Source organism: Pseudomonas sp. WS 5503, from assembly GCF_012985385.1.
Classification (GTDB): domain Bacteria; phylum Pseudomonadota; class Gammaproteobacteria; order Pseudomonadales; family Pseudomonadaceae; genus Aquipseudomonas; species Aquipseudomonas paracarnis.
Genome location: NZ_JAAQWI010000001.1, coordinates 407946 through 431179, shown reverse-complemented (window position 1 = coordinate 431179; position 23234 = coordinate 407946). Strand labels below are relative to the sequence as shown.

The following is a 23234-nucleotide window of genomic DNA, read 5'->3' as shown; positions in this document are numbered from 1 at the left end:
GACACCCCGCATTTCAAGGCGCAGCCAACCACTGCCCCACAATCCCTGCATACGCCCCCGTCGCCACACTCAAATGCAACCACTGATCCACGTAACTCTTCCAGGCCACATCATCTCGCGGCAACAAAAACGCTTTTTCACTGTACTGCATCGGTTGCTCCGGGTTGACCGCGCACAACCCAGGCTTGAGCTTCTGCTGATAACGCGCCTCGCTGGCGTCGGTAATCATCACATCGGCTTTGCCCGCCAGCAGTTCATCAAAAATCGTCACGTTGTCATGCAGGCGAATCTGCGTCTGGCCCAGGTGCGCACGGGCAAACACTTCATTGGTGCCACCGGCGGGTTCGATCACTCGCACCTGGGGCTGGTTGATCTGTTCCACCGTCTGGTAGCGCTGCACATCGGCGCAGCGCACCAGTGGGATCTTGCCATCGACCCCGAGCGACTGGCTGAAGAAGGCTTTTTTCTGACGTTCCAACGACACGGAAATACCGCCCACCGCGATGTCGCAGCGTTGGGTCAGAAAGTCCGGCATCAGGGTTTTCCAGGTGGTGGGCACCCAGTTGATTTTGGCGTTGAGGCTCTTGGCCAGGGACTCGGCCATGGCAATGTCGATACCTTCATAGCCGCCGTCGCTGCGCAGCGAGGTGTAAGGCTTGTAGTCGCCGGTGGTACACACGGTGAGGGTGCCGCGCGCAATCACGTCGTCAAGGCGAGATGCAGCGGTGTCGGCCTGGGCGACATTGGCCAGGCTTGCCAGTACACAGAGGGCCAGAGGCGCTTTCATGGAGTCGAATCCTTGGGGCTCGGTTGAAGCAGCCATAATGCCCGTTTTGGTAGGAACGAGCTTGCTCGCGGAAAAGCTGTGTGCGCCGCTGTGAACCAGGCACCCCGCGTTATCGTTAACGATCTTCGCGAGCAAGCTCGCTCCTCCAGACAGAATGTTTAGCCAAACTGCAACCAAACTCCATCAAGCCTGAATTTACCCGTGTAACCTCGCGTGTGACGCTCAAGTCTTTCTATCACTGTGAATCGCGCATGCACGCTTGCCCCGACACTCACACCGCGACATTGCCGTCTGCGCTTGCGTTCTGGGCCTTGTTCCATTGCCGACACGCGCGCCCGCCAGATACCTCTCTCCTACGTTGATCTACCCCAAGGATGACGCGCACCTGTGCGCATCTGCCCGGCGGCGCCTGCGCGCTTGCCTGACGCAAACGTATGAGAATTCCCATGAGTGTTTTTGCCAGCCTGCATGAAGCCCAGACCTTCCTTGAACAGAACCCCGACATTGAGATGTTCGAGCTGTTTATCCTCGATAACAACGGCGTACCGCGCGGCAAGCTGCTGCACCGCGACGAACTGCTGGCGGTGTACGAAAGTGGCCGGCCTCTGCCCAGTACCATCCTCGGCCTGACCATCAATGGCGATGACGTAGAAAACTCCGGGCTGGTCTGGGAGGTGGGGGATATTGACTGCCGCGCCTACCCGATCAGCGGCAGCTTGCAGCGCATGCCATGGCGCTTGATCCCCACCGCAGCGGTGCAAGTCAGCATGCACCCCACCGAAGGCCTGCCCGCCACCGTGGCCGACCCCAGGCACCTGCTGGCCAATGTTATCGAGGCGCTCAAGGCCGACGGTTATTACCCGGTGATGGCGGCGGAGCTGGAGTTCTATCTGCTCGACCAGAAGCCCGACAGCAACGGCCGCCCGCAACCGGCGCGGGATGTGGATGGCAATCGCCCGCGTTCGACGCAAGTCTACGGCCTGCGCGAACTGGAGCAGATCGAGCCGTTTCTTGCCGACCTCTACAGCGCCTGCAAACTGCAAGGGATTCCGGCGCGCACAGCTATCTCCGAGTACGCGCCGGGCCAAGTGGAAATCACCCTCGAACACCGCACCGACGCGCTGCAGGCGATGGACGAAGCCGTGCGCTACAAACGCCTGGTCAAGGGCGTGGCGCACAAACATGGAATGACCGCCTGTTTCATGGCCAAGCCGTTCGACGACCTGGCCGGCACCGGTATGCACATGCACGTCAGCCTGGCCGATGCCCAGGGCAATAACCTGTTTGCCAGTGAAGCGACCGACGGCACGCCACTGCTGCGCCAGGCCGTGGGCGGCATGCTCAGTACCTTGCTCGATTCACTGTTGATGTTCTGCCCCAACGCCAACTCTTATCGACGCTTCCAAACCAACAGCTATGCGCCGCTCGCTGCCACCTGGGGCGTGGACAACCGCACCGTCAGCCTGCGCGTGCCCGGTGGCCCGGCTCTATCCCGGCATATCGAACACCGCATCTGCGGTGCCGACGCCAACCCCTACCTGGCGGCTGCTGCGATCCTGGCCGGGATTCATCGAGGCATCCGCGAACAGCTCGACCCTGGCGCCCCGGTGCAAGGCAACGGCTACGCCCAGGCCAAGGAACTGCTGCCCACCGACTGGCTGACCACCTTGCGCGCGCTGGAAACCTCCCGCTGGGCACCGGATGCGTTCGGGCGCGAATTCCTAAGCGTTTACCTGGCGGTCAAACGTGCCGAATACCGCCAGTTCATGGGCGAGGTGGGGGAGCAGGATTGGCGGTGGTACTTGCATCAAGCGTGACCGGTTTTAGCGGGGTGGGCTTTCGACCTTTTTTTCACGTTGCGAAGGTTAAGCTGCGGATCAAGGTCGTTCACTACCGTTTCATTCACATGAGCCCGCGATGTCGCCACAACCTCCATCCTCCATCGAGACCGAATTCACCGAGCGCTATGACCGTGAGCATGCCAGGGGCTGTGGCGACCCGCGTCCGCCCAGGCTGTTGCAGCGCCTGTCGGCGTGGCGCGATGCGCGGTTGGTACGCCAGGCCCTGAAAGTGGCGGGCGAGCCAGGGCTTATCCTCGACCTGGCGTGTGGTTCCGGGCGCTTCTGGCCGGTGCTGGCCGAACACGTCAACCGTGTGATCCTGGCCTCGGACAACTCCCAGGCGATGCTCGATCACGCGCGCACCCATCACCCGGGCGCGTTGCTCAAGCGTGTCAAAACATTCCAGGGCTCGGCGTTTTCCATTGGCCTTTCGGCGAATGCGGTGGACTGCATTTTCTGCCTGGATTTGTTTCGCCATGTGCCCGGCAGCGATGCACGGCTCATGTTATTGCATGAGTTTCACCGCGTCAGTCGCGACACGGTGATTGTTGCCGTGAACGTGGGCACGCCGGTAGAGAGCGAGTTTCGCCAAGCCGGCTTCAAAATCCTCAATTACCAAGAGTTCCTGCCGGGCTCGCGGCGATGGTGCGTCTACGTTTTGCGTAAGAGAGGATAACGCCCGTTTGTCGGACTATTCTTCATCTCCTGTCGGAGTTTTCATGATGGCGTGTGCACTGCGGATGCTCGCAAGCCCCTTTCGCGATATATACTGCGCGCCATTCTTCAAGGGAGAGCCGTGTGGCCATCGATATTCACTGGATCTGCGACAACGATAGCCTCGGCCAGCATTGCGCCGAATGGCAGCAGTTGCCATTCGTCGCCCTCGACACCGAATTCATGCGGGTCGACACCTTTTACCCTATTGCCGGGCTGATCCAGATCGGTGATGGCGTGCGCGCTTACCTGATCGACCCCCTGACTATCGACAATTGGCAACCCTTGGCCGCCTTGCTGGAGAACCCGGCGGTGATCAAGGTGGTGCACGCCTGCAGCGAAGACCTGGAAGTGCTGTTGCGCCTGACTGGCAGCTTGCCAGTGCCGTTGTTCGACACCCAATTGGCGGCGGCGTACCTCAACCTCGGTTTCTCCATGGGCTACTCGCGCCTGGTGCAGGCGGTGTTGGATATCGAGCTGCCCAAGGGCGAAACCCGCTCCGACTGGCTGCAGCGGCCATTGTCAGAGACGCAGGTCAGCTACGCCGCCGAAGACGCCGTGCACCTGGCCGAGGTTTACACCCGCCTGCGCCCGCAACTGTCGGACGACAAATACGCGTGGGTATTGGAAGACGGCGCCGAACTGGTGGCCAACCTGCGCCGTGAGATCGACCCCTACGAGCTGTACCGCGACGCCAAGCTGGCGTGGAAATTGTCCCGTGCCCAACTCGCAGTGCTGCGTGAGCTCTGCGCCTGGCGCGAGCAGCAGGCCCGTGCCCGCGACTTGCCGCGCAACCGCATCGTTCGCGAGCACTCGTTATGGCCCCTGGCCAAATCCCAGCCGGATAACCTCGCCGCCCTGGGCAAGATCGAAGACATGCACCCGCGTACGGTGCGCCAGGACGGCCAGTTCCTGCTGGACCTGATCAAACGCACTGCCAGCCTGCCCATGGACCAATGGCCGCCTGCCGTGGCAGAGCCGTTACCGGTGGACGCTGCAGCGTTGATCAAGCAACTGCGTGCCCTGGGCCAAACCTTCGCCGAGCGCCTGGACATGGCGCCGGAACTGATGCTGCGCAAGAAAACCCTCGAAGCCCTGGTTAAAAGTGGCTACCCCGATGGGCCTTACCAATTGCCAGACTCGCTGCGTGGCTGGCGCCGCGAGTTGATGGGCCAGGCGTTGCTCGACAGCCTGGCCAATGCCGGAGAACAGCCTTGAAACGTATTTGCTCCATCTACCGCAGCAAGAAAAAAGACGGCATGTACCTCTATGTGCTCAAAAGCGATGCCCTGGAGCGCGTGCCCGAGCCGTTGATGGAAGCCTTTGGCAAGGCGCATCACGCCTTTGACATGGTGCTGACGCCGGAGCGCAAGCTGTCGCGCGAAGACATCGCCGTGGTGCTGGAAAACCTCGACAAGCAGGGCTACCACCTGCAAATGCCGCCGGCCGAGGACGAGTACATCGAGCACTTGCCCGAAGAGCTGCTGCGCCGCAACGACCCGATGTGATCGACCAGTGCCCGCTTCAGGGCACAGCTTCAATGGAATCGTATTAGAGGACGGTGGCCGTAAGGATGCGGGCGGCCGTCTGCACTGTTTTTTCAAAGGTTTGAACCATGCGTGTTCTGATTGCTGAACAGGATCATCCGCTCTACGCCCAATTGCTCAGGGACGCCGCCCCAGACCTCGAAGTGCTGACCAGCGGCGACTCGGCCGAACTCTCGCGCCTGGCCGCCGACTGTCCGGTGTGGCTGGGCCAGCCCGATCTGTTGGCTACCCTGCTGCGCCAGGGCCATTATCCGCAATGGCTGCAATCGACCTGGGCGGGCATCACGCCCCTGCTGGCCGATGGCTTGCCACGCGACTACCGGCTGACCCGCGCGGTAGGCATTTTTGGCCAGGTCATGGCCGAGTTTGTCCTCACCTACATGCTGGGCCACGAGCGTGAAGTGCTGGCGCGGTTGGTCAGCCAGGTGGAGCGCAAATGGGATAACCGCATGGGCCAGAGCCTGGCGGGGCGTAAGGCGCTGATCGTCGGCACCGGTGACATCGGCCAGCGCGTGGCCGAGTTTCTGCTGCCGTTCGGCGTGCAGTTGTATGGCATCGCCAGCCAGGCCCGCGAGCAGGCACCGTTTATCGAAGTGGCGGGGCTCGACCAGTTGGGCCGGCTGGTGGGGGAGGTAGATTACGTGATCAACCTGCTGCCCAACACGCCTGATACCCATGACCTGTACGACGCGGCGCTGTTCAAGCAATTCCAGCCCACCGGGTTGTTTATCAACGTCGGACGCGGCGTGGCGGTGGTGGACGCCGATCTGGTCGAGGCGCTCAAAGAAGGGCACCTGGCCGGCGCGGTGATCGACGTGTGCCGCCAGGAGCCCTTGCCGCAACGCCACCCGTTCTGGACGGCGTGGGGTTTGCTGTTGACCGGGCACAGCTCGGCCCCGACCTCGCCGCCAATGATGGTGGAGTTGTTTGTGCAGAACCTGCGGGCGTATCAGGCCAAGCAAGCGCTGCGCGGGGAAGTGGATTTCGAGCGCGGCTACTGAAGAGCTTGCCCGATGGCCTCATGTAGGAGCGAGCTTGCTCGCGAAAAACTCACAGGCGCCGCGCTTATTCAGAAAGTGCGCGTCATCGTTGACGTTCTTCGCGAGCAAGCTCGCTCCTACAGAGGATGAGAGGGCGATGCTTAGAGACTGAAGTTCCCCTCGGACACCAGCTCGCTCAACGGCTTGCGCGGGCTCGGCATTTCGCGCCCTTGCAGGTACTCCGGCAAACTCGACTTGTCACCCAGCTTGCCCACCGCCACGGCCGCATGCAGCGCATAACCCTGGGGAATCTTGAGCTCCTTGCGGGTCAGTTCCTGGTCGAAACCGGCCATGCCGTGGGTGTGCCAGCCACTGAGGCTGGCTTGCAGCGCCAGGTGGCCCCAGGCCGAGCCGGTGTCGAAGGTGTGCCACAGCGCCGGGGTTTCTTCGGTAGCACCCGGGGCGATGAAGTCGGTTTTCGACGCGATGATGATCAGGGCCGACGCATGCTGCGCCCAATTGCGGTTGAATTCATTCAGCAGGCCCAGGAAGCGCTCCCAGTCCGGCGTGTCACGGCGCGCATACAGAAACCGCCACGGCTGCGAGTTGTAGGCCGAAGGCGCCCAGCGTGCCGCTTCGAAGAAACTCAGCAGCGTCTCCTGCGGGATGCTCTCGCCGGTAAAGGCGCGGGGCGACCAGCGCTCGGTGAATTGGGTGTGGATCGGATAATCGGCAACACGGGGGTTATTGCTCATGGACAGACCCTGATGAAAAAAACGGGATTCAAAACTACTGCGCCCACCCAGGCCTGACAAGTCTTGCAACACCGTCAGTCGTAAGCGCTTGGCCCCAACGGGCTTGGGCACTAGACTGGCGGCCTTTTCACCTTCCGATACTGATGCAGAGCCATGGCCGCCAAAGTCGAACCTTTCTGGATACGCAAAACCCTTGAGCACCTCGACCAAGAGGAGTGGGAGTCATTGTGCGACGGCTGTGGCCTGTGCTGCCTGCAAAAGCTTGAGGATGAGGACGACAACAGCGTCTATTACACGCGTATCGCCTGCAAACTGCTCGACCTGAAAACCTGCCAGTGCACTGATTACCCCAACCGCCGCGCCTCGGTGCCTGATTGCATCCAGCTCACGCCGGGCCAGGCCGATCAGTTCAAATGGTTGCCGCCGACCTGCGGTTACCGCCTGGTCAGCGAGCGCAAGGACTTGCCGCTGTGGCATCATCTGGTCTGCGGCGACCGTGACGCGGTGCACCACGAACGCATTTCCCAGTCCGGGCGCATGCTCAGCGAAGGCAGCGTGCCCGAGGACGACTGGGAGGATTACCTGATTTTCCGCGCAGGCTGAATGAGGAGTGTGTATGAAGGTGGCCGCCAAGTGGGCAGCGGGCCTGGTCGTGCTGGCGCTGAGCGGGCCGGGCTGGTGCGCGAAGAAAGTCGACCTGGATTACCACATCAAGCTGTTGCCCCAAAGCCAGCAGGCCGAGGTGCGCGTCAGCCTGTCCCAGGGCGCGGCGGTGCGCAGCCTGAACTTCGACCTGGGCCGCGACGGTGACTACAGCGACTTCAAGGCCGATGGCCAGTGGCAAGTCACGGGCAACCGTGGCCTGTGGCAACCCAGCCCTGACAAGGCCAGCCTGACCTACCGGGTGCGCCTGGCCCATGCGCGCAAGCCCGGCGTGTATGACACACGCATCACGCCCGGCTGGGCGTTACTGCGCGGCGAAGACCTGGTGCCGGCCGCACGTCTCGACCAGCAAGACGGCGTCGAGCTGGTCTCACGTCTGATGTTCGAACTGCCGACGGGTTGGAAGAGCGTCGAAACGGCCTGGCCGCGCATCGGCCAGAACAAATTCCGCATCGACAACGTGTCCCGCCTGTTCGACCGTCCCACCGGCTGGATGCTGGCGGGCAACCTCGGCAGCCGCCGCCTGCGCCTGGGTGAAACCGACGTCACCGTGGCCTCGCCCAAGGGCCAGGGCATGCGCCGCATGGACGTGCTGACGTTGCTGACGTTTGTCTGGCCCCAGGTGGAAGCCGCGTTCCCGCGCCATCCCGGCAAACTGTTGATTGTCGGTGCCAGTGACCCGATGCGGCGGGGCGCTTATTCGTTACGCGATTCGATCTACCTCAACAGCCGCACGCCGCTGGTGGGCGAAAATGGCAGCAGCCCGTTGCTGCGCGAAGTGGTGCAGGCCATCGGACGCTTCAATGACCACGACAGCAGCGACTGGATCAGCGAGGGCTTGGGCGAGTACTACGCGATTGAGCTGATGCGACGTGCCGGTGGCATCACCGATGAACGCTATGCGGCGATCCAGGCGCGGCTGACCAAAGAAGGCAAAGACGTCACCACTCTCAAAGGCGAGCACGTCAACGGCGCGACGCTGGCGCGTTCGGTGGTGGTATTGCAGGAGCTGGACCGTGAGATCCGCGTGAAGACCCACAACAAACGCTCCCTGGACGATCTGGCGCAGGCGTTGATGCGGGTGAACAGCGTCAACACCAAAGAGTTCGTGCAGTTGGCCGAGAGCGTGATCGGTGAGTCGTCGGTGGTACTGGACAGCAAACTGCTGCGCTGATCCAAACCCCTGTGCAATTCAAAATGTGGGAGGGGGCAAGCCCCCTCCCACATTTGAATCTCCAGCATGTCCAAGTCTCAGGTCAGGCTTTAGGTTTCACCGCCTTTTCAGCCGCCACTTCGGCCTTGGTCTTCAGGTTCTTCAACTCTTCACCGGCCCGTTCGATCTTGGTGCGCACGCTGTTCATTTCCTTGCGGCCCTGTTCCAGTTTGTCCTTGAGCGAACTGTGCCCGGTAAAGCCACGGGCCAGTGCCACGCCACCAATCGCCACCTGGATCAAGCCGAAAATCCCGCCGCGGCGCAAGCCTTTACCCACCATCATTACCCCGCCGGCCACCGAGCCGATGCGCTCCCAGCCATGCACGTTCTGGGTGGGTTGAGGCTTCAAGGGGGCGGCTTCGATGATAGGTCGCAAGGTTTTGCTGTCGCTCATGATCAGTCTCCAACAAGTGCAAGTGTTACTAGCTGACTGCGCGCATGTGCCGGATGTTCCCGCAATGTCAGTACTTGGGGCCCGAACGGGTGTTATTGCCCTTGGCCAGGCGGTCATAGAGCACCACGTTGACCGTGGCCGCCAGGTTCATGCAGCCGGTGGTGGGGATGTACACCACGTCCTCGCACCAGTCGCGGATCTCTTTGTCCAGGGAGCCGTCTTCGGGGCCGAAAATATACAGGGCGCGGTCGGGGTGGGTGTATTCAGGCAGCGGACGGGCGCCTTCGACCAGTTCCACGGCCACCGGAATGCAGCCCAGGGGCAGGATCTTTTTCAGGTCGTCGATGCCGATCAGCGGGATATCGTGGTGCACCTTCTTGGTGTCGGTGATGAAATCCCGGGCGCGCTCGTAACGCACGCCGGTGTAGAACACCGAGGCCACGCCGTAGCAGCCGGCGGCACGCATCACCGAGCCGACGTTTTCGGGGGATTTGGGGTTATACAGACCGATGCAGCTGTAGCGTTTATTGCCCACGGGAGTGCCTTTGAAAAAGGCAGCAGTATAGCTGCAAGCTACAAGCTGCAAGTTAAAAACCGAGCGGCTTTTTCTTGAGGCTTGCAGCTTGGAGCATTCAGCTGCCTTTTTTCATCAACCCCGCCAACGCCGCAAACGGGTTGTGCGTCGCCTTGGCAATGCTCGGGCTGCTGGTGGAGCCTTCGCCGAAGTATTGCTGGTCGGTGTAGCGCGAGTGTTCGTTGTCGTGGCAGTACAGGCACAGCAACTCCCAGTTGGAGCCGTCCTGGGGGTTGTCATCATGGTTGTGGTTGCGGTGGTGGACGGTCAGTTCACTCAAGCGCTTGCCGGAAAACTCACGGGCGCAGCGGCCACACACGTGGGGGTACATCTTCAAGGCTTTATCGCGGTAGCCCATTTCGCGGTCGCGCTGGGCATCGGCGAGGATGCGGTCCAGCTTGGCGGTGTGGGAGGGCGGGTTGTTCGAGCTCATCATGGCTCCTGGCTATTATTGGGTGGTTCACGGACAAGGTTGATTCTAGCCGCTCCCACAGCGGATTGGCGCGATTGAATCAACCGTGATCAGCCCTTGAGCTTCTCTGCAATCCAGATGGTATGCCGCGTGCCCTTGTTGCCATGGGCAAACACTTGCACTTCCTCGGCCTTGAAACCGGCCTTGCGCAGTTTGTCACTGAACAGCTTGTCGGCGCTGGCCGACCACACCGCCAGCACACCCTTGGGCCGCAGGGCCTTGGCGCACGCGGCCAGGCCACTGGCCGAGTACAGCCAACTGTTAGCTTTTTGCGTGAGCCCCTCGGGGCCGTTGTCGACGTCTAGCATGATCGCATCAAAGCCTTGGGGCTCGGCCTGCAGTACCTTGGCCACGTCTTCCAGGCGGACCACGGTGCGCGGGTCCAGCAGCGGGCGTCCGGATTTCTCCCCCAGCGGCCCACGGTTCCATTCCACGACGCCGGGCACCAGTTCGGCCACCACCACTTCGGCGCTCTTGCCCAAATGCTTGAGCGCCGCGGCCAAGGTAAAGCCCATGCCCAGGCCGCCGATCAGCACACGTGAACCCGGGCGCCCGGCCACTTTGCGGCAGGGAATCTCCGCCAGGGCATCTTCGGAGCCATGCATGCGCGTGTTCATCAACTGGCCACCGTCACCGCCCTGGATCTTGATGACGAAGTCCTCGCCGTATTCGAACAGGCACAAGGCACCGCCGTTGTCGGGGATTGGGGTGGTGTCCAGCAGAACAAAACGTTTCATGGAAATCTCATTGGGAAGGGCATTCTTGCGCGGTTGGGAGTAGCCTTAGGGCATTCCGGTCAGGCCATGGAGCCATCGATGAAGTGCAGCATTCTAACGGTCATTGTGTTGAGCGCGCTCGCATTGGGTACCGCGCAGGCTCAGGAGTTACAAACCGTACCGGTCGCGCCCACGCCAACCCCAGGCGCGCCGGGCACGCCAACACCCACGTTGTACCCGCAAGTCACGCCGCCCGTTGCGCCCAAGACCCAGAATGGCTCGCCGCCGCTGGCGCCCATCGTGCTGCCGGCGCCGCCCAAGGACCAGACGGTCCCTGGCCTGCAGCAGAACGACAGCAAGCCGAAAACGCCGGGCGGTTAGACCAGACCGAGGGCCTTGAACACAAAGGCATATTCGAGGGCCACGTCACGTAAGCCCTGATAGCGCCCGCTCATGCCGCCATGGCCGGCACCCAGCTCGGTCTTGAGCAGCAGCAGGTTGTCGTCCGTCTTGATATCCCGCAGCTTGGCCACCCACTTGGCGGCTTCCCAGTACTGCACGCGGCTGTCGTTATAGCCGGCGATCACCAGCGTGGCCGGGTAAGCCTGGGCGCTGACGTTCTCGTACGGCGCGTAAGCCTTGATGCGCGCGTACACCTCGGGGTCCTCGGGGTTGCCCCACTCGTCGTACTCGGTGATGGTCAGCGGCAGTTCCGGGTCGAGCATGGTATTGAGCACATCGACGAACGGCACTTCGGCAATCGCCGCCTGGAACAATTCCGGACGCTGGTTGAGCACCGCGCCGATCAACAGGCCGCCGGCACTGCCGCCACTGATCGCCAGTTGCTGGGAGGTGGTCAGGCCCTCGGCGATCAAATGTTCGGCGCAGGCGATAAAGTCGCTGAAGGTGTTCTGCTTGTGTTCCTGCTTGCCGTTGCGATACCAGGCTTCCCCCAGCTCACCGCCGCCGCGCACATGGGCGATGGCAAACGCCACGCCACGGTCGAGCAAGCTCAGGCGCGCATGGGAGAACCACGGGTCCAGGCTTGAGCCGTAGGCACCGTAGCCATACAGGTACAGCGGCGTCGGCTTGCCGAGCTGGTCACGCTTGACCACCAGGCTGATGGGTACCTGAGTGCCGTCGGCGGAAGTGGCCCACAGGCGTTGGCTGACGTAATCGTCGGCGTTGAAGACGCCCAGTACCGGGGTTTCCTTGAGCACGACCTGCGCGCCTGTCGCCAGCTCGAGCTGACGCACTTGGGCCGGGCGATTCAAGGCCTCATAGCGCAGGCGGATCTTGTCGCTGGGGAACTCCAGGCTGTTCTGCACGTAGAGGCTGTAGGCGGCGTCAGGCAATTGCACCCGATAGGCCGGCACATCCTCCGGGTGCACTTCGATGACCGGCAGGCCACCGATGCGCAGGCTCAAGGTCATGGCGCTGGCGTTCAGGCTCACGCCGTCAAGCATGACCTCGTCGCTGTGGGGGATCAGGTTCTGCCAGTCGGCTTCGGTGGGCGGCGTGCCGGTGTCGGCGGCCACGTACAGCGCATGGTTGATGCCGTCGCGGTTGCTGCGGATAAACCAGGTCCACTGGCCATTGCGCTTGCCGTGGTCGACGTCGTATTCGTGGTCTTCGACCCGTGGCGCCAGGCAGGTGAAGGCCAGGTGCGGTTGCTCGGCGTCCAGCGCCCAGACTTCGCTGGTGGTCTTGCTGCCCAGGGCCAGCAACAGTTGGCGTTCGGAGCTTGAGCGGTAGCAATGCAGGAAGAAACGGCCGTCGGGCTCGTGGAAGACTTCCTGCGCGGCGGTGCCGTCCAGGCGATAGCGATACAGTTTGTGCGGGCGATGGGTGTCGTCCAGCTCACCGAAAAACAGCGTCAGGCTGTCATTGGCCCAGGTCATGCTGCCATCGCAGTTGTCGAACGCCAGTTCGCTGACCTTGTCGGTCGCCAATTCCTTCACGAACAGGGTGTAGATCTCTTCGCCGCTGGTATCGAGGCTGTAGGCCAAGCGTTGGTGATCGGGGCTGATGCTGAACGCGCCCAGGGAGAAAAATCCGCCATTGGCCAGCACGTTCGGGTCCAGCAACAGCTCTTCGCTGCTGGTGTCCACCTGGTTGCTGTCATCGGCCGGGCGGCGGCAGCGGTAGTGGCGGGCGTATTCGTCGCCGGCGGTGGTGCGGGTGTAATACAGATACGGGCCCCAAGGGGAGGGCAGGGACAGGTCGGTTTCCAGAATGCGGCCCTTGATCTCTTCGAACAGGGTCTCGCGCAACGCTTGCTGATCGGCCAGTTGGGCTTCCTGCCAGGCGTTTTCGGCCTTGAGGTAGTCGAGCACCTCAGGGTTGTCGCGTTCTTGCAGCCAGGCGTACGGGTCTGGGCCTGGGGCCTTGCGGGCAATCGGTGCGGTGGAAATAGGCATGGATAATTTCCTATCTGGCAGACGGTGGCAGGCATTGCAGCCGCGACACGCAAAAGCCGTTATCATAGCCGCCTGTTTGCCAACCTTGCCATGGACACCATGACCGAGAACGACTATCTGACCGCTTGGGGCCTTTACGCCTTCGCCGCTTTGGGCTGCCTGTTGGTGTGGTGGCGCATGACCCGCTGGATCTGGCGCTGGCTGCGCGAGCCCCTGCAATTGCTGATGGCGGTGTTGCTGCTCAGCCCGACCATTGTCGACCCGGTCAAGACCCAGTTTGCGCCGGCCGTGGCCATTACCGCCCTGGACCTGGTGCTCAAAGTCGGCAACAACGCCTGGCGCGCCATTTCCGACCTGTTCATGTACACGATGATCGCGTTTGCCCTGTACATCGTGTTTGTGCTGATCCGCTGGCCCATCGAGCGCGCCGCCAATGCTCGCCGTGAGCGCAAGGCTGCTGCGGATGCGGCCTTGGCCGCCGAGCCGGAAGACGACGAACCCTTCCGTCGTCCGGCGCCTGCCGGTGGTATGCGGGTCGAACCGCGCCTTTAACGTTGTCTGCCCTGCAGCGAGAGCCCTGGCATGTGTGAATTATTGGGCATGAGTGCCAACGTCCCCACCGATATCGTGTTCAGCTTTACCGGGCTGATGCAGCGCGGTGGGCGCACTGGCCCGCACCGCGACGGCTGGGGCATTGCCTTCTATGAAGGCCGTGGCCTGCGCCTGTTCCAGGACCCGGCTGCCAGTAGCGAGTCGGAAGTCGCATTGCTGGTTCAGCGTTACCCCATCAAGAGCGAAGTGGTGATCGGCCATATCCGCCAGGCCAATGTGGGCAAGGTCAGCTTGGCCAATACCCATCCGTTCGTGCGCGAGCTGTGGGGGCGTAACTGGTGTTTTGCCCACAACGGCCAACTGGCGGACTTCAATCCCCGCGCCACTTTCTACCGCCCGGTGGGCGATACCGACAGCGAAGCGGCGTTCTGCGACCTGCTCAACCGCGTGCGCGAGGCCTTTCCCGAGCCGGTGGACATCGAACAGGTGCTGCCCGACCTGATCGCCGCCTGCGCCGAATACCGCAGCAAGGGCGTGTTCAACTGCCTGCTCAGCGACGGCGACTGGCTGTTCTGCTATTGCTCGACCAAGCTGGCGCAGATCACCCGGCGTGCGCCTTTTGGCCCGGCGCGTTTGAAAGATGTCGACGTGATCGTCGATTTTCAGGCCGAAACCACCCCCAATGATGTGGTAACGGTGATCGCCACCGAACCCTTGACCGACAACGAAAACTGGACCCGCTACGAACCGGGCCAATGGAGCCTGTGGCGACGCGGTGAATGTGTCAGCCAGGGCGTTACCGAGTAAGGAATCGAGCATGTTGCTTAGCTATCTGCGGTTGGTGCTGTTTGCCGTTGGCTTGTTGGTCGGCGTGCAGGTGCCGGGGTTTATCAATGACTACGCCAAGCGCGTCGAAGCCCACTTGATCGAGGCCCAGACCGGCTTGCGCGGTTTCGAGTCCACGGCGCAGCAGTTTTTCAACGGTGATATGCAAGCCTTGGTGGCGCATTACCGCGCCAGCGATGACCCGGTGTTCCAGAGCGACGCCAGCAGCCTGGGCGCTATGCTCGATCGCCAACTCGAGTTGGACAAGCAATACCAGGCCATGCAGGGCCCGTGGTACATCCGTGCCCTGCAAGTGGCGGTGGCTGCCGACCCGGATATCCGTTCGGAGACCTGGAATGGCTACAGCTACCAGATTCTGCTGACGCCTGAAGCCATGGGCTGGGGCCTGGGCGGGGCGATGCTGTTGTCGTTCGGCATCGAGTGCCTGTACCGCTTGATCGACTGGGTGGTGTTAGGCGGCCGGCGCCTGCGCCAGAGCCGGCCCATCGAAGAACGGGACCTCAAGGGCCTCTAACGACCCACTGATCGTTCCCACGCTCCGCGTGGGAATGCTTTTTCTGACGCTCCGCGTCGCGCTTGGAGGCGCAGAGCGCCCTAGGCTGCGTTCCCACGCAGGGCGTGGGAACGATTAATCGGGTTTATGCAGTTGCATGCGTTCTGCACCGACTTGCTCGGCATAGCGGGCGACGACTTTCTGGCACAACCCCACAATTTCCTCCACCAACTCCACTCCTACGCGCCACGACACCACCACCTGCAAGTTCGGCAGGCGCTGGGCCATGGGCAGCATCACCAATTCCCCTCGCTCCAGCTCTTCGCTCACCAGCACCGGCGGCAGTGCGCCGATGCCGAAGCCATCGCGCAGCAACCGGGTAATCGCCGACACCGAGTTCACGCAGTTCATGCGCGGTGCGGCCACGCCATTGGCCTGCATCAAACTCAACACGTCCTGATGCGGGTGAGAGTTTTTCGAGTAGGTGATGATGCGCTCCTGGGCCAGTTCGGCGAGGGAGGCGTAGTCGCGGTTGTAGATCGACTGGCTGGCCACGATCCAGGCCATGGGGTGGCTGGCCAGTTCCAGGCTGCGCACGGTTTCCAGGCGCAGCAGGTCGGTTTGCAGGATCAGGTCAAGAAAGCCTTTTTGTAGCTGATCGCTGAGGTTCAGCGCGGTATCGGCGATCAGCTCGATCTCCACCAGCGGGAACAGTTTCATCAGTTCAGCGACCAGCGGGCTGAGCCAGGTGTGGATCACCGTGTCCATCGCGCCGATCCGAATGCGCCCGACCTTGCTGCTGGTGGTCTCCAGAGACTGCTTCAAACCCTGCATGGTCACCATCATTTGCTCGGCATAGTCGAGCACTTTCAAGCCTTCCGGGGTCAGGCTCACGCCTCGCGAGTCACGCAGGAACAGCTTCACGCCCAGCTCGCTTTCAAGCACGGCAATGCGGCTGGAAATCGAGGCCTGGGTGGTGAACAGCTTCTCGGCAGTCAGGCGAAAGCTCTTGAGCCTGGCCACCCAGACGAAGGTTTCGAGGAACTTTAAATTCATGGGATCAACTTTTTCTTATGCATGAATCGGTTTTTATTAGTTGGACGTCGCACCGGGCAAGCGCCAAAAATCGAGCCGTTCCACGATAAGCGTCGTTGGGGTGCCAGGACAAGTTGCGAGTTCTGTGTAATAAATCCCACACTACAAAAAAACAAAACCTACAGGAGCGACCACCGTGAGCCGCCTGCTACTGAACTGCGACATCGGCGAAAGCTTTGGCAACTGGACCATGGGTCTGGACGCCGAAGTCATGCCGTTCATTGATTGCGCCAACGTGGCTTGCGGTTTCCATGCCGGCGACCCGAGCATCATGCGCAAGACCGTCAGTCTGGCGTTCAAGCACGGCGTACAAGTGGGCGCCCACCCGGCCTACCAGGACCTGCAAGGCTTCGGCCGGCGCTCCATGAACTACACGCCGCAGGAAATCCAGGACCTGTTGCACTATCAGATCGGCGCGCTGGACGGCATCTGCCGCGCTCAGGGCGGGCGCGTCAGCTATGTGAAACCCCATGGTGCGATGTACAACGACATGATGGCCAACCCCGCGCAGTTGCGTGCGGTGATCCAGGCCGTGGCCGCCTACGGCGACCTGCCGCTGATGCTGCTGGCCACCCGGGATAACCGCGCGGCCCAAGCGTTGGGTGATGAATACGGGGTGACGCTGTGGTTCGAAGCCTTTGCCGACCGTGCCTATGACAGCAAGGGCCATCTGGTTTCCCGCCAGTTGCCCGGCGCGGTGCACCATGACAGCGAAACCATTGTGCAGCAGGCCCTGACCCTTTCCCGTGGCGAATCGCTGATTGCCAGCGACGGCAGTCCATTGGTACTCCAGGCCAATACCCTGTGTGTGCATGGCGACAACGCCAGCTCGGTGGCTGCCGTGCAGCGTATCCGTGAAGCGTTGAAAACAGCATGAACCCACGCATCGAAGTGGTGGCGATCGACTGCCTGATGGTGCGCCTGTTTGACGTGATCGCCGAAGCCAACATGCCGTGGATGCTCGCGGCTACCGAGCGCCTGCGCAATGGCTTTGGCTTGGCATTGGTGGACCTGGTGCCGTCCTACACCACCTTGATGGTGCATTACGATCTCACTGCGCTAACCCCGGCCCAGGCCCGGGCGCTGATTGACCAGGCCCTTACCGACCTGCAACCCCAGGCCCAGGGCAGCGGCCAATGCCATGTGTTGCCAGTGTGGTACGACCTGAGTGTCGGCCCGGAACTGACCTTGCTGTCCCAGCGCAGCGGGCTGGCCGTGGAGGAGGTGATCCGCCGTCACAGCGCCCACGAGTACCAGGTATTCGCCCTGGGCTTTGCCCCTGGGTTTGCCTTTATGGGGCTGGTGGACGAAGTGCTCGCCACCCCACGCCTCAACACGCCGCGCAAACGCGTGGCCGCTGGCAGTGTCGGTATCGCCGAACGGCAAACCGCTGCGTACCCGGTGGTGTCCCCGGGCGGCTGGAACCTGATCGGCCGCACCCCGGCCAAACTGTTCGACCGGGAGCGCGACGGCTACAGCCTGATGCAACCCGGCGACACGGTGCGCTTCGCCTCGGTCAGCCACGCCGAATTCATCCACTTGGGTGGCGACGACACGCCGCTGGAGGCGCAAGCATGAGCCGCTTGATCATCGAGGCCAGCACGCCACTGTGCCTGTTGCAGGACGCCGGTCGTTTTGGCGTACGCCACCTGGGCGTGACCCAGGGCGGCGCGCTGGATTGGGTGTCGATGTCCTGGGCCAACTGGCTTTTGGACAATGCCCTGGATGCGCCGGTGGTGGAGATCACCCTTGGGGGCTTTACCGTACAGGCCGAGGATTATTGCCTGCTGGCCTTGGCCGGTGCGGATCTGGGCGCCTATGTCGATGAGCGAGCGATAAGCCCCGGTCGCAGTTTTATCCTGCAAAAGGGCCAGCGACTGCGCTTCACCCAGCCGTTCACTGGGGCACGCGCTTATCTGGCCGCGCCCGGTGGTTTTGATGCGCAGACTGTACTGGGCAGTTGTGCCACGGTCGTGCGCGAAGCGTTGGGCGGGGTGGACGGTTGCGGCAAGGCACTGGCCGAAGGCGGGCGGTTGGCCTATTCCGGTACGGGCGGTGCAATGAAGGTGCTGGCCAACCCGGATGTGCAATCCGCTGCATCACTGGACGTGATCATCGGCGCGCAGATAGGCCAGTTCAGCGGGCAGAGCCTGTTCGATGCTTTCAACACCGAATGGGCTCTGGACAGCCGTGCAGACCGCATGGGCATGCGCTTGCTCGGCACGCCGTTGCAGTATCAGGGGCCGTCGTTGATTTCCGAAGGGATACCGTTGGGCGCGATTCAGGTGCCCCCGGATGGGCAACCGATTGTGTTGCTCAATGACCGGCAGACGATCGGCGGTTACCCGCGGTTGGGCGCGTTGACACCTTTATCCTTGGCGCGGCTGGCGCAGTGTCTGCCGGGGGAGAAGGTGCGGTTGGCACCGGTGGTGCAGGAGGCTGCGCATCGGCAGCACATCAAGTTTTTGCAGCAGTTTGCCGATCGCTAAAAAGCATCGCAGGCAAGCCAGCTCCCACAGAGGAATGCATTCCAACTTTGAAATGCAGTCAACATGTGGGCGCTGGCTTGCCTGCGATGAGGCCGGTCAAAACACCGCCTATTTCGAGAGAAAGCGCATACCTTCTTCCAACCCGCGCAGCGTCAGCGGGTACATCTGATCCTCCACCAACTCGCGAACAATCCCCGTCGACGCTGTATAGCCCCAAGTATCTTTCGGGTAGGGGTTAATCCAGATCAGCTTCTTGTACTTGGCCATGAAGCGCTGCATCCACACATACCCCGGCTCCTCGTTCCAATGCTCGACGCTGCCGCCGGCCTGAGTGATTTCATAGGGCGCCATGGCCGCATCGCCGATAAAGATCACTTTGTAGTCGGCGCCGTATTTGTGCAGCAGATCCTGGGTGGACGTGCGCTCCGAGGTGCGACGCTGGTTGTTCTTCCACACCGACTCGTACACAAAGTTATGGAAATAGAAGTACTCCAGGTGCTTGAACTCGGTCTTGCACGCGGAGAACAGCTCTTCGCAGATCTTCACGTGGGCATCCATCGAGCCGCCGATGTCGAACAGCAGCAACAGCTTGATAGTGTTACGCCGTTCGGGGCGCATCTGAATATTCAGCAAGCCGGCATCGCGAGCGGTGTGGTCGATGGTGCCATCGATATCCAGCTCTTCGGCCGCACCCTGGCGCGCAAACTTGCGCAGGCGGCGCAGGGCGATCTTGATGTTGCGCGTGCCCAGTTCCACCTGGTCGTCGAGGTTCTTGTACTCGCGCTGGTCCCAGACTTTCACCGCCTTGCCCTGACGCTTGCCGGCGTCACCGACGCGAATGCCTTCAGGGTTGTAGCCGCCAGAACCAAAGGGGCTGGTGCCGCCGGTGCCGATCCACTTGTTGCCACCGGCGTGGCGTTCTTTCTGTTCTTCCAGGCGTTTCTTGAACTCCTCGATCAGCTTGTCGAGGCCACCCAGGGACTGGATCTGCGCGCGTTCTTCATCGCTCAAGGAACGTTCGAATTCCTTGCGTAGCCATTCTTCGGGGATCAGCGCCTGCAGGTGGTCGTCGAGCTTTTCCAGGCCGTTGAAATAGGCGCCGAAGGCCCGGTCGAACTTGTCGAAATGCCGCTCGTCCTTGACCAGGATCGCCCGGGCCAGGTAGTAGAACTCGTCCATGTCGGCGAAGGTCACGCGCTGTTTGAGCGCGTTGATCAGGTCGAGCAGCTCGCGCACCGACACCGGTACCTTGGCGGCACGCATTTCGTTGAACAGGTTGAGCAGCATCAGCGATTACCGCGACGGCTCATGAACGCCAGACGCTCCAGCAACTGCACGTCTTGCTCGTTCTTCACCAAGGCGCCAGCCAGGGGAGGGATGGCCTTGGTCGGGTCGCGCTCGCGCAGCACTGCTTCGCCAATATTGTCGGCCATCAGCAGCTTGAGCCAGTCGACCAGCTCGGAGGTGGACGGTTTTTTCTTCAGGCCCGGCACCTTGCGCACATCGAAGAACACGTCCAGCGCTTCGCTGACCAGGTCTTTCTTGATGTCCGGGTAGTGCACATCCACGATCTTTTGCAGGGTGGTACGGTCGGGGAAGGCGATGTAGTGGAAGAAGCAGCGGCGCAGGAACGCGTCCGGCAGCTCTTTTTCGTTGTTGGAGGTAATGATGATGATCGGGCGCTTCTTGGCTTTGATGGTCTCATCGATTTCGTAGACGTAGAACTCCATCTTGTCGAGTTCTTGCAGCAGGTCGTTGGGGAACTCGATGTCGGCCTTGTCGATTTCATCGATCAGCAGGATCACCCGCTCTTCGGACTCGAAGGCTTCCCACAGCTTGCCCTTCTTCAGATAGTTGCGCACGTCGTGCACCTTGTCCACGCCCAGTTGCGAGTCGCGCAGGCGGCTGACCGCGTCGTACTCGTACAGGCCCTGGTGCGCCTTGGTGGTGGACTTGATGTGCCAGGTGATCAACCTGGCACCGAAGGATTCGGCCAGTTGCTCGGCAAGCATGGTCTTGCCGGTGCCCGGTTCGCCCTTGACCAGCAGCGGCCGCTCCAGGGTGATGGCGGCGTTGACGGCCAGTTTCAGGTCATCGGTAGCCACATAGGCCTGGGTGCCTTCGAACTTCATCGGTCATTCCTCGAATTCATCAATGGCCTGACTATACCGCGCAGCCCCGGCGACTGTGAACGCAGACGGGTTATTCAGTCTCTGAATGGCCGGTCACATCAGCCCTGGCCCATGCAGGAAGTTGTGGGAGCTGGCTTGCCTGCGATGACGGTGTATCAGTGACAGATGAGCTGGCTGACCCACCGCCATCGCAGGCAAGCCAGCTCCCACAGGGTTAATCAGCGCTGGGCCTGGGCTGTTCGTAACGAGCATTGAACGCCTGGATGAACCCATTGCGCAGAATCGCGATCACCGCAGAAAACGCGCTGACATTTTGCTGATGCACGCTACCGCTCAGCTCTACACGGGTGGCGAACTGGTTTTTACGCTGGTTTTTCAGCACGGTTTCGCTGGCGCCCACCACGGCTTCCCAGATCGAACGGAAGATATTCTTGTCCTGGTTTTCAACGTCTTGTTGCCAGTCGAACACCTCCACATCGCGCAGCAGCGGCTTGATGTAGCCGCTGAGCCGGCCACTTTCAGCCTGGGCTTCGATCACCACATCGCCCGTGCCAGCCTTGAAGTCGAACTTGCCATAGGCAGAGGCGAAGTCATTCATGCGTTTTAGTTGCAGGTCGCGGGCACGGAAGCGGAACTCGAACTCTTCGAAATCGCTCAGCGGGTCAAAGGTGGCGTTGGCTTCCAGAGGCGCCTGGCCTTGCAGCAGTGCCTTGCCTTCAAAGCGTGCATCGCGCTTGCCTTTGACATCCACCACATTGGTCAGGTTATAGAAGCTGGCGTTGACCGCGGTGGCGTTGATATTCACCTGGGGCTTGGAGCTGAAGTTATGGAAGGCGATCTCGCCGTCTTCGATGCGCACTTCATTGAGGGTAATCGGCAGCAGCTTGCGCAGTTGTTCCTGCCAGTCGGTGCCCTTACCGGTCTGGGACGCCTGTTTGTTGGCCCCGCCATCGACGAAGTTGATCTGCGGGCGCACAAAATGCCCCTCGGCCACGACGGCATGGTCGTACCACAGCGAATGCCAGCTCACCGCGAACTCGATCAGCGGCGCCTTGACGAACGGCACCGGGACCTTGCCGTCCACCTTGACGATTTGCAGGCCGTTGATCCGGTATGCGCCGCGCCATAGCGCAAGGTCCACATCGGCAATCTCGCCACGGTAATCGCCCATGTTGGCGAGTTTGTCGTTCAGGTAGTTGCGCACCAGGTAGGGCAGCGCGATGTGCACGGCAATCAGGACCAGCACCAGAGCGGCGATTGTCCCTAACGGCCAACTGTAGCGACGTTTCATTGGGCAGTTCTCCTAGCTTGTAGGGGATTGACTGTTCTGATCGTCGCAACGTTCCTCCTTCTGGACGCTTGGGAGCACGAGGCATACCCTTGGGGCCTTTCCCAAAGTCTCGACAACAGGAATCGCCATGAGCCGCATCTTCGCAGACAACGCGCACTCCATCGGTAATACGCCTCTGGTTCAGATCAACCGCATCGCACCGCGTGGCGTGACGATCCTGGCCAAGATCGAAGGGCGCAACCCGAGTTATTCGGTCAAGTGTCGCATTGGCGCCAGCATGGTCTGGGATGCAGAAAGCAGCGGCAAGCTCAAGCAGGGCATGACCATTGTCGAGCCGACTTCGGGCAACACCGGTATCGGCCTGGCGTTTGTCGCCGCCGCCCGTGGCTACAAATTGCTGCTGACCATGCCGTCGTCCATGAGCCTTGAGCGCCGTAAAGTGCTCAAGGCTCTGGGCGCCGAACTGGTGCTGACCGAGCCGGCCAAGGGCATGAAGGGCGCCATCGACAAGGCTGCCGAGATCGTCGCCAGCGACCCGGCCACCTACTTTATGCCGGCCCAGTTCGATAACCCGGCAAACCCTGCGATCCACGAGAAAACCACCGGCCCGGAAATCTGGAACGACACCGATGGCGCCGTGGACGTGCTGGTGGCAGGCGTGGGGACCGGCGGCACGATCACCGGAGTATCACGCTATATCAAGAACACGGCGGGCAAGCCGATTCTGTCGGTGGCCGTGGAACCCATGGTTTCCCCGGTGATCACTCAGGCCTTGGCGGGTGAAGAGATCAAGCCCAGCCCGCACAAGATCCAGGGCATCGGCGCCGGTTTCGTGCCAAAAAACCTCGACCTGTCGATGGTCGACCGCGTGGAGCTGGCGACCGACGAAGAGTCCAAGGCCATGGCCCGACGCTTGATGCTGGAAGAAGGCATCTTGTGCGGGATCTCCTGTGGCGCCGCCATGGCCGTGGCCGTGCGCCTGGCCGAGAAGCCGGAGATGCAGGGCAAGACTATTGTGGTGATCTTGCCGGACTCCGGTGAGCGCTACCTGTCGAGCATGTTGTTCAGCGATTTGTTTACCGAGCAGGAAAACCAGGCCTGATCTTAAGGGCAACCCTGTGGCGAGGGAGCTTGCTCCCGCTGGGTTGCGCAGCGGCCCCATTATTCTGGGAGCGCTTCGCACTCCAGCGGGAGCAAGCTCCCTCGCCACAAGGTTGATGTATGTCACCCGGTCGGTCTGGGCCTTCTGCATAATGGCTC

General features: G+C 61.6%; 26 protein-coding genes. 15 read left to right on the top strand and 11 right to left on the bottom strand.

Translation table 11 applies throughout. The features are described from left to right. Positions 1–13: 13 nt before the first annotated feature. The gene (locus HBO10_RS02110) at positions 14–787 is read right to left on the bottom strand and encodes a transporter substrate-binding domain-containing protein (protein ID WP_034126615.1); all 774 of its coding nucleotides are present in this window, start codon (positions 785–787) and stop codon (positions 14–16) included. 446 nt (positions 788–1233) lie between these two features. Here HBO10_RS02110 and HBO10_RS02105 point away from each other — a divergent pair, with 446 nt between their 5' ends. The 5 genes from HBO10_RS02105 (at position 1234) to HBO10_RS02085 (ending at position 5890) form a co-directional block, all read left to right on the top strand. Then, positions 1234–2604, top strand: a complete 1371-nt coding sequence (locus HBO10_RS02105) for a glutamine synthetase family protein (protein ID WP_034126616.1) — start codon at positions 1234–1236, stop codon at positions 2602–2604. Between the two features lie 100 nt (positions 2605–2704). Continuing rightward, positions 2705–3304, top strand: a complete 600-nt coding sequence (locus tag HBO10_RS02100) for a class I SAM-dependent methyltransferase (protein WP_034126617.1) — start codon at positions 2705–2707, stop codon at positions 3302–3304. A gap of 122 nt (positions 3305–3426) precedes the next feature. Beyond that, the gene (gene rnd, locus HBO10_RS02095; RefSeq protein ID WP_034126618.1) at positions 3427–4560 is read left to right on the top strand and encodes a ribonuclease D; all 1134 of its coding nucleotides are present in this window, start codon (positions 3427–3429) and stop codon (positions 4558–4560) included. Then, entirely contained in the window at positions 4557–4850 is a 294-nt protein-coding gene (locus tag HBO10_RS02090; protein WP_003189597.1) for a YcgL domain-containing protein, read from the top strand. The genes rnd and HBO10_RS02090 overlap by 4 nt, the downstream gene beginning before the upstream one ends. A gap of 107 nt (positions 4851–4957) precedes the next feature. Beyond that, the gene (locus HBO10_RS02085) at positions 4958–5890 is read left to right on the top strand and encodes a D-2-hydroxyacid dehydrogenase (protein WP_034126619.1); all 933 of its coding nucleotides are present in this window, start codon (positions 4958–4960) and stop codon (positions 5888–5890) included. 140 nt (positions 5891–6030) lie between these two features. Here the strand turns inward: HBO10_RS02085 and HBO10_RS02080 are convergent, their stop codons facing one another. Next, complete coding sequence (locus HBO10_RS02080) at positions 6031–6624, bottom strand: nitroreductase family protein (protein ID WP_034126620.1); 594 nt, start codon at positions 6622–6624, stop codon at positions 6031–6033. A 153-nt stretch (positions 6625–6777) separates the two neighbouring features. Here HBO10_RS02080 and HBO10_RS02075 point away from each other — a divergent pair, with 153 nt between their 5' ends. Together HBO10_RS02075 and HBO10_RS02070 are read left to right on the top strand one after the other, a co-directional pair. Next, positions 6778–7227, top strand: a complete 450-nt coding sequence (locus HBO10_RS02075; protein ID WP_003172524.1) for a YcgN family cysteine cluster protein — start codon at positions 6778–6780, stop codon at positions 7225–7227. A 13-nt stretch (positions 7228–7240) separates the two neighbouring features. Beyond that, entirely contained in the window at positions 7241–8461 is a 1221-nt protein-coding gene (locus tag HBO10_RS02070) for a hypothetical protein (RefSeq protein ID WP_034126621.1), read from the top strand. Between the two features lie 82 nt (positions 8462–8543). Here the strand turns inward: HBO10_RS02070 and HBO10_RS02065 are convergent, their stop codons facing one another. From HBO10_RS02065 to HBO10_RS02050, 4 genes are all read right to left on the bottom strand, one after another. Continuing rightward, positions 8544–8894 carry a DUF2892 domain-containing protein gene (locus HBO10_RS02065; protein ID WP_034126622.1) on the bottom strand — a complete coding sequence of 117 codons (351 nt, stop codon included), beginning with the start codon at positions 8892–8894 and terminating at the stop codon, positions 8544–8546. Positions 8895–8961: 67 nt separating this feature from the next. After that, positions 8962–9429: an RNA methyltransferase gene (locus HBO10_RS02060; RefSeq protein WP_003189607.1), complete on the bottom strand. Its 468-nt coding sequence runs from the start codon at positions 9427–9429 to the stop codon at positions 8962–8964. A 97-nt stretch (positions 9430–9526) separates the two neighbouring features. Next, on the bottom strand, positions 9527–9901 hold the full coding sequence (locus HBO10_RS02055) for a YajD family HNH nuclease (RefSeq protein WP_034126623.1): 375 nt from the start codon (positions 9899–9901) through the stop codon (positions 9527–9529). Positions 9902–9990: 89 nt separating this feature from the next. Next, positions 9991–10677: a hypothetical protein gene (locus HBO10_RS02050; protein ID WP_034126624.1), complete on the bottom strand. Its 687-nt coding sequence runs from the start codon at positions 10675–10677 to the stop codon at positions 9991–9993. A gap of 78 nt (positions 10678–10755) precedes the next feature. Here HBO10_RS02050 and HBO10_RS02045 point away from each other — a divergent pair, with 78 nt between their 5' ends. Continuing rightward, positions 10756–11037, top strand: coding sequence for a hypothetical protein (locus HBO10_RS02045; protein WP_034126625.1), 282 nt, complete (start codon positions 10756–10758; stop codon positions 11035–11037). Here HBO10_RS02045 and HBO10_RS02040 read toward each other — a convergent pair. Further along, positions 11034–13076: a S9 family peptidase gene (locus HBO10_RS02040; RefSeq protein ID WP_034126626.1), complete on the bottom strand. Its 2043-nt coding sequence runs from the start codon at positions 13074–13076 to the stop codon at positions 11034–11036. The two genes, HBO10_RS02045 and HBO10_RS02040, sit on opposite strands and share 4 nt — an antisense overlap. A gap of 24 nt (positions 13077–13100) precedes the next feature. Between HBO10_RS02040 and HBO10_RS02035 the strand changes: the two genes are divergently transcribed. From HBO10_RS02035 to HBO10_RS02025, 3 genes are read left to right on the top strand one after another with little or no spacing between them, the layout of a single operon-like run. Beyond that, the gene (locus HBO10_RS02035) at positions 13101–13628 is read left to right on the top strand and encodes a hypothetical protein (protein ID WP_034126627.1); all 528 of its coding nucleotides are present in this window, start codon (positions 13101–13103) and stop codon (positions 13626–13628) included. 30 nt (positions 13629–13658) lie between these two features. Next, a complete protein-coding gene (locus HBO10_RS02030) occupies positions 13659–14435 on the top strand; it encodes a class II glutamine amidotransferase (protein WP_003189615.1) in 777 nt (258 codons plus the stop codon). Positions 14436–14445: 10 nt separating this feature from the next. Next, entirely contained in the window at positions 14446–14988 is a 543-nt protein-coding gene (locus HBO10_RS02025; RefSeq protein ID WP_034126628.1) for a DUF2937 family protein, read from the top strand. A 114-nt stretch (positions 14989–15102) separates the two neighbouring features. Here the strand turns inward: HBO10_RS02025 and HBO10_RS02020 are convergent, their stop codons facing one another. Next, positions 15103–16023, bottom strand: a complete 921-nt coding sequence (locus HBO10_RS02020) for a LysR family transcriptional regulator (protein ID WP_034126629.1) — start codon at positions 16021–16023, stop codon at positions 15103–15105. Between the two features lie 175 nt (positions 16024–16198). Here HBO10_RS02020 and HBO10_RS02015 point away from each other — a divergent pair, with 175 nt between their 5' ends. From HBO10_RS02015 to HBO10_RS02005, 3 genes are read left to right on the top strand one after another with little or no spacing between them, the layout of a single operon-like run. Then, a complete protein-coding gene (locus tag HBO10_RS02015) occupies positions 16199–16939 on the top strand; it encodes a 5-oxoprolinase subunit PxpA (RefSeq protein ID WP_034126630.1) in 741 nt (246 codons plus the stop codon). Continuing rightward, complete coding sequence (locus HBO10_RS02010) at positions 16936–17640, top strand: allophanate hydrolase subunit 1 (protein WP_034126631.1); 705 nt, start codon at positions 16936–16938, stop codon at positions 17638–17640. The genes HBO10_RS02015 and HBO10_RS02010 overlap by 4 nt, the downstream gene beginning before the upstream one ends. Continuing rightward, positions 17637–18551: a biotin-dependent carboxyltransferase family protein gene (locus HBO10_RS02005; RefSeq protein ID WP_034126632.1), complete on the top strand. Its 915-nt coding sequence runs from the start codon at positions 17637–17639 to the stop codon at positions 18549–18551. The genes HBO10_RS02010 and HBO10_RS02005 overlap by 4 nt, the downstream gene beginning before the upstream one ends. 108 nt (positions 18552–18659) lie before the next feature. On the opposite strand, the gene HBO10_RS02000 is transcribed toward HBO10_RS02005, so the two are convergent. From HBO10_RS02000 to HBO10_RS01990, 3 genes are all read right to left on the bottom strand, one after another. Beyond that, a complete protein-coding gene (locus tag HBO10_RS02000; protein ID WP_003189625.1) occupies positions 18660–19838 on the bottom strand; it encodes a VWA domain-containing protein in 1179 nt (392 codons plus the stop codon). After that, positions 19838–20683, bottom strand: coding sequence for a MoxR family ATPase (locus HBO10_RS01995; protein ID WP_003189627.1), 846 nt, complete (start codon positions 20681–20683; stop codon positions 19838–19840). The genes HBO10_RS02000 and HBO10_RS01995 overlap by 1 nt, the downstream gene beginning before the upstream one ends. A 214-nt stretch (positions 20684–20897) precedes the next feature. Then, positions 20898–21974 (bottom strand): DUF748 domain-containing protein, encoded by a 1077-nt coding sequence (locus HBO10_RS01990; protein ID WP_034126633.1) that lies wholly within the window; start codon positions 21972–21974, stop codon positions 20898–20900. A 127-nt stretch (positions 21975–22101) separates the two neighbouring features. Between HBO10_RS01990 and cysK the strand changes: the two genes are divergently transcribed. Next, positions 22102–23076, top strand: a complete 975-nt coding sequence (gene cysK / locus HBO10_RS01985) for a cysteine synthase A (protein WP_034126634.1) — start codon at positions 22102–22104, stop codon at positions 23074–23076. Positions 23077–23234: the final 158 nt, after the last annotated feature.

Excerpts from the sequence above, each read along its gene's own strand:
- HBO10_RS02110 (WP_034126615.1), bottom strand. The coding sequence starts at position 787 with ATGAAAGCGCCTCTGGCCCTCTGTGTACTGGCAAGCCTGGCCAATGTC.
- HBO10_RS02105 (WP_034126616.1), top strand. The coding sequence starts at position 1,234 with ATGAGTGTTTTTGCCAGCCTGCATGAAGCCCAGACCTTCCTTGAACAG.
- HBO10_RS02100 (WP_034126617.1), top strand. The coding sequence starts at position 2,705 with ATGTCGCCACAACCTCCATCCTCCATCGAGACCGAATTCACCGAGCGC.
- HBO10_RS02085 (WP_034126619.1), top strand. The coding sequence starts at position 4,958 with ATGCGTGTTCTGATTGCTGAACAGGATCATCCGCTCTACGCCCAATTG.
- HBO10_RS02080 (WP_034126620.1), bottom strand. The coding sequence starts at position 6,624 with ATGAGCAATAACCCCCGTGTTGCCGATTATCCGATCCACACCCAATTC.
- HBO10_RS02075 (WP_003172524.1), top strand. The coding sequence starts at position 6,778 with ATGGCCGCCAAAGTCGAACCTTTCTGGATACGCAAAACCCTTGAGCAC.
- HBO10_RS02070 (WP_034126621.1), top strand. The coding sequence starts at position 7,241 with ATGAAGGTGGCCGCCAAGTGGGCAGCGGGCCTGGTCGTGCTGGCGCTG.
- HBO10_RS02065 (WP_034126622.1), bottom strand. The coding sequence starts at position 8,894 with ATGAGCGACAGCAAAACCTTGCGACCTATCATCGAAGCCGCCCCCTTG.
- HBO10_RS02055 (WP_034126623.1), bottom strand. The coding sequence starts at position 9,901 with ATGAGCTCGAACAACCCGCCCTCCCACACCGCCAAGCTGGACCGCATC.
- HBO10_RS02050 (WP_034126624.1), bottom strand. The coding sequence starts at position 10,677 with ATGAAACGTTTTGTTCTGCTGGACACCACCCCAATCCCCGACAACGGC.
- HBO10_RS02045 (WP_034126625.1), top strand. The coding sequence starts at position 10,756 with ATGAAGTGCAGCATTCTAACGGTCATTGTGTTGAGCGCGCTCGCATTG.
- HBO10_RS02040 (WP_034126626.1), bottom strand. The coding sequence starts at position 13,076 with ATGCCTATTTCCACCGCACCGATTGCCCGCAAGGCCCCAGGCCCAGAC.
- HBO10_RS02030 (WP_003189615.1), top strand. The coding sequence starts at position 13,659 with ATGTGTGAATTATTGGGCATGAGTGCCAACGTCCCCACCGATATCGTG.
- HBO10_RS02025 (WP_034126628.1), top strand. The coding sequence starts at position 14,446 with ATGTTGCTTAGCTATCTGCGGTTGGTGCTGTTTGCCGTTGGCTTGTTG.
- HBO10_RS02020 (WP_034126629.1), bottom strand. The coding sequence starts at position 16,023 with ATGAATTTAAAGTTCCTCGAAACCTTCGTCTGGGTGGCCAGGCTCAAG.
- HBO10_RS02010 (WP_034126631.1), top strand. The coding sequence starts at position 16,936 with ATGAACCCACGCATCGAAGTGGTGGCGATCGACTGCCTGATGGTGCGC.
- HBO10_RS02005 (WP_034126632.1), top strand. The coding sequence starts at position 17,637 with ATGAGCCGCTTGATCATCGAGGCCAGCACGCCACTGTGCCTGTTGCAG.
- HBO10_RS02000 (WP_003189625.1), bottom strand. The coding sequence starts at position 19,838 with ATGCTGCTCAACCTGTTCAACGAAATGCGTGCCGCCAAGGTACCGGTG.
- HBO10_RS01995 (WP_003189627.1), bottom strand. The coding sequence starts at position 20,683 with ATGAAGTTCGAAGGCACCCAGGCCTATGTGGCTACCGATGACCTGAAA.
- HBO10_RS01990 (WP_034126633.1), bottom strand. The coding sequence starts at position 21,974 with ATGAAACGTCGCTACAGTTGGCCGTTAGGGACAATCGCCGCTCTGGTG.
- cysK (WP_034126634.1), top strand. The coding sequence starts at position 22,102 with ATGAGCCGCATCTTCGCAGACAACGCGCACTCCATCGGTAATACGCCT.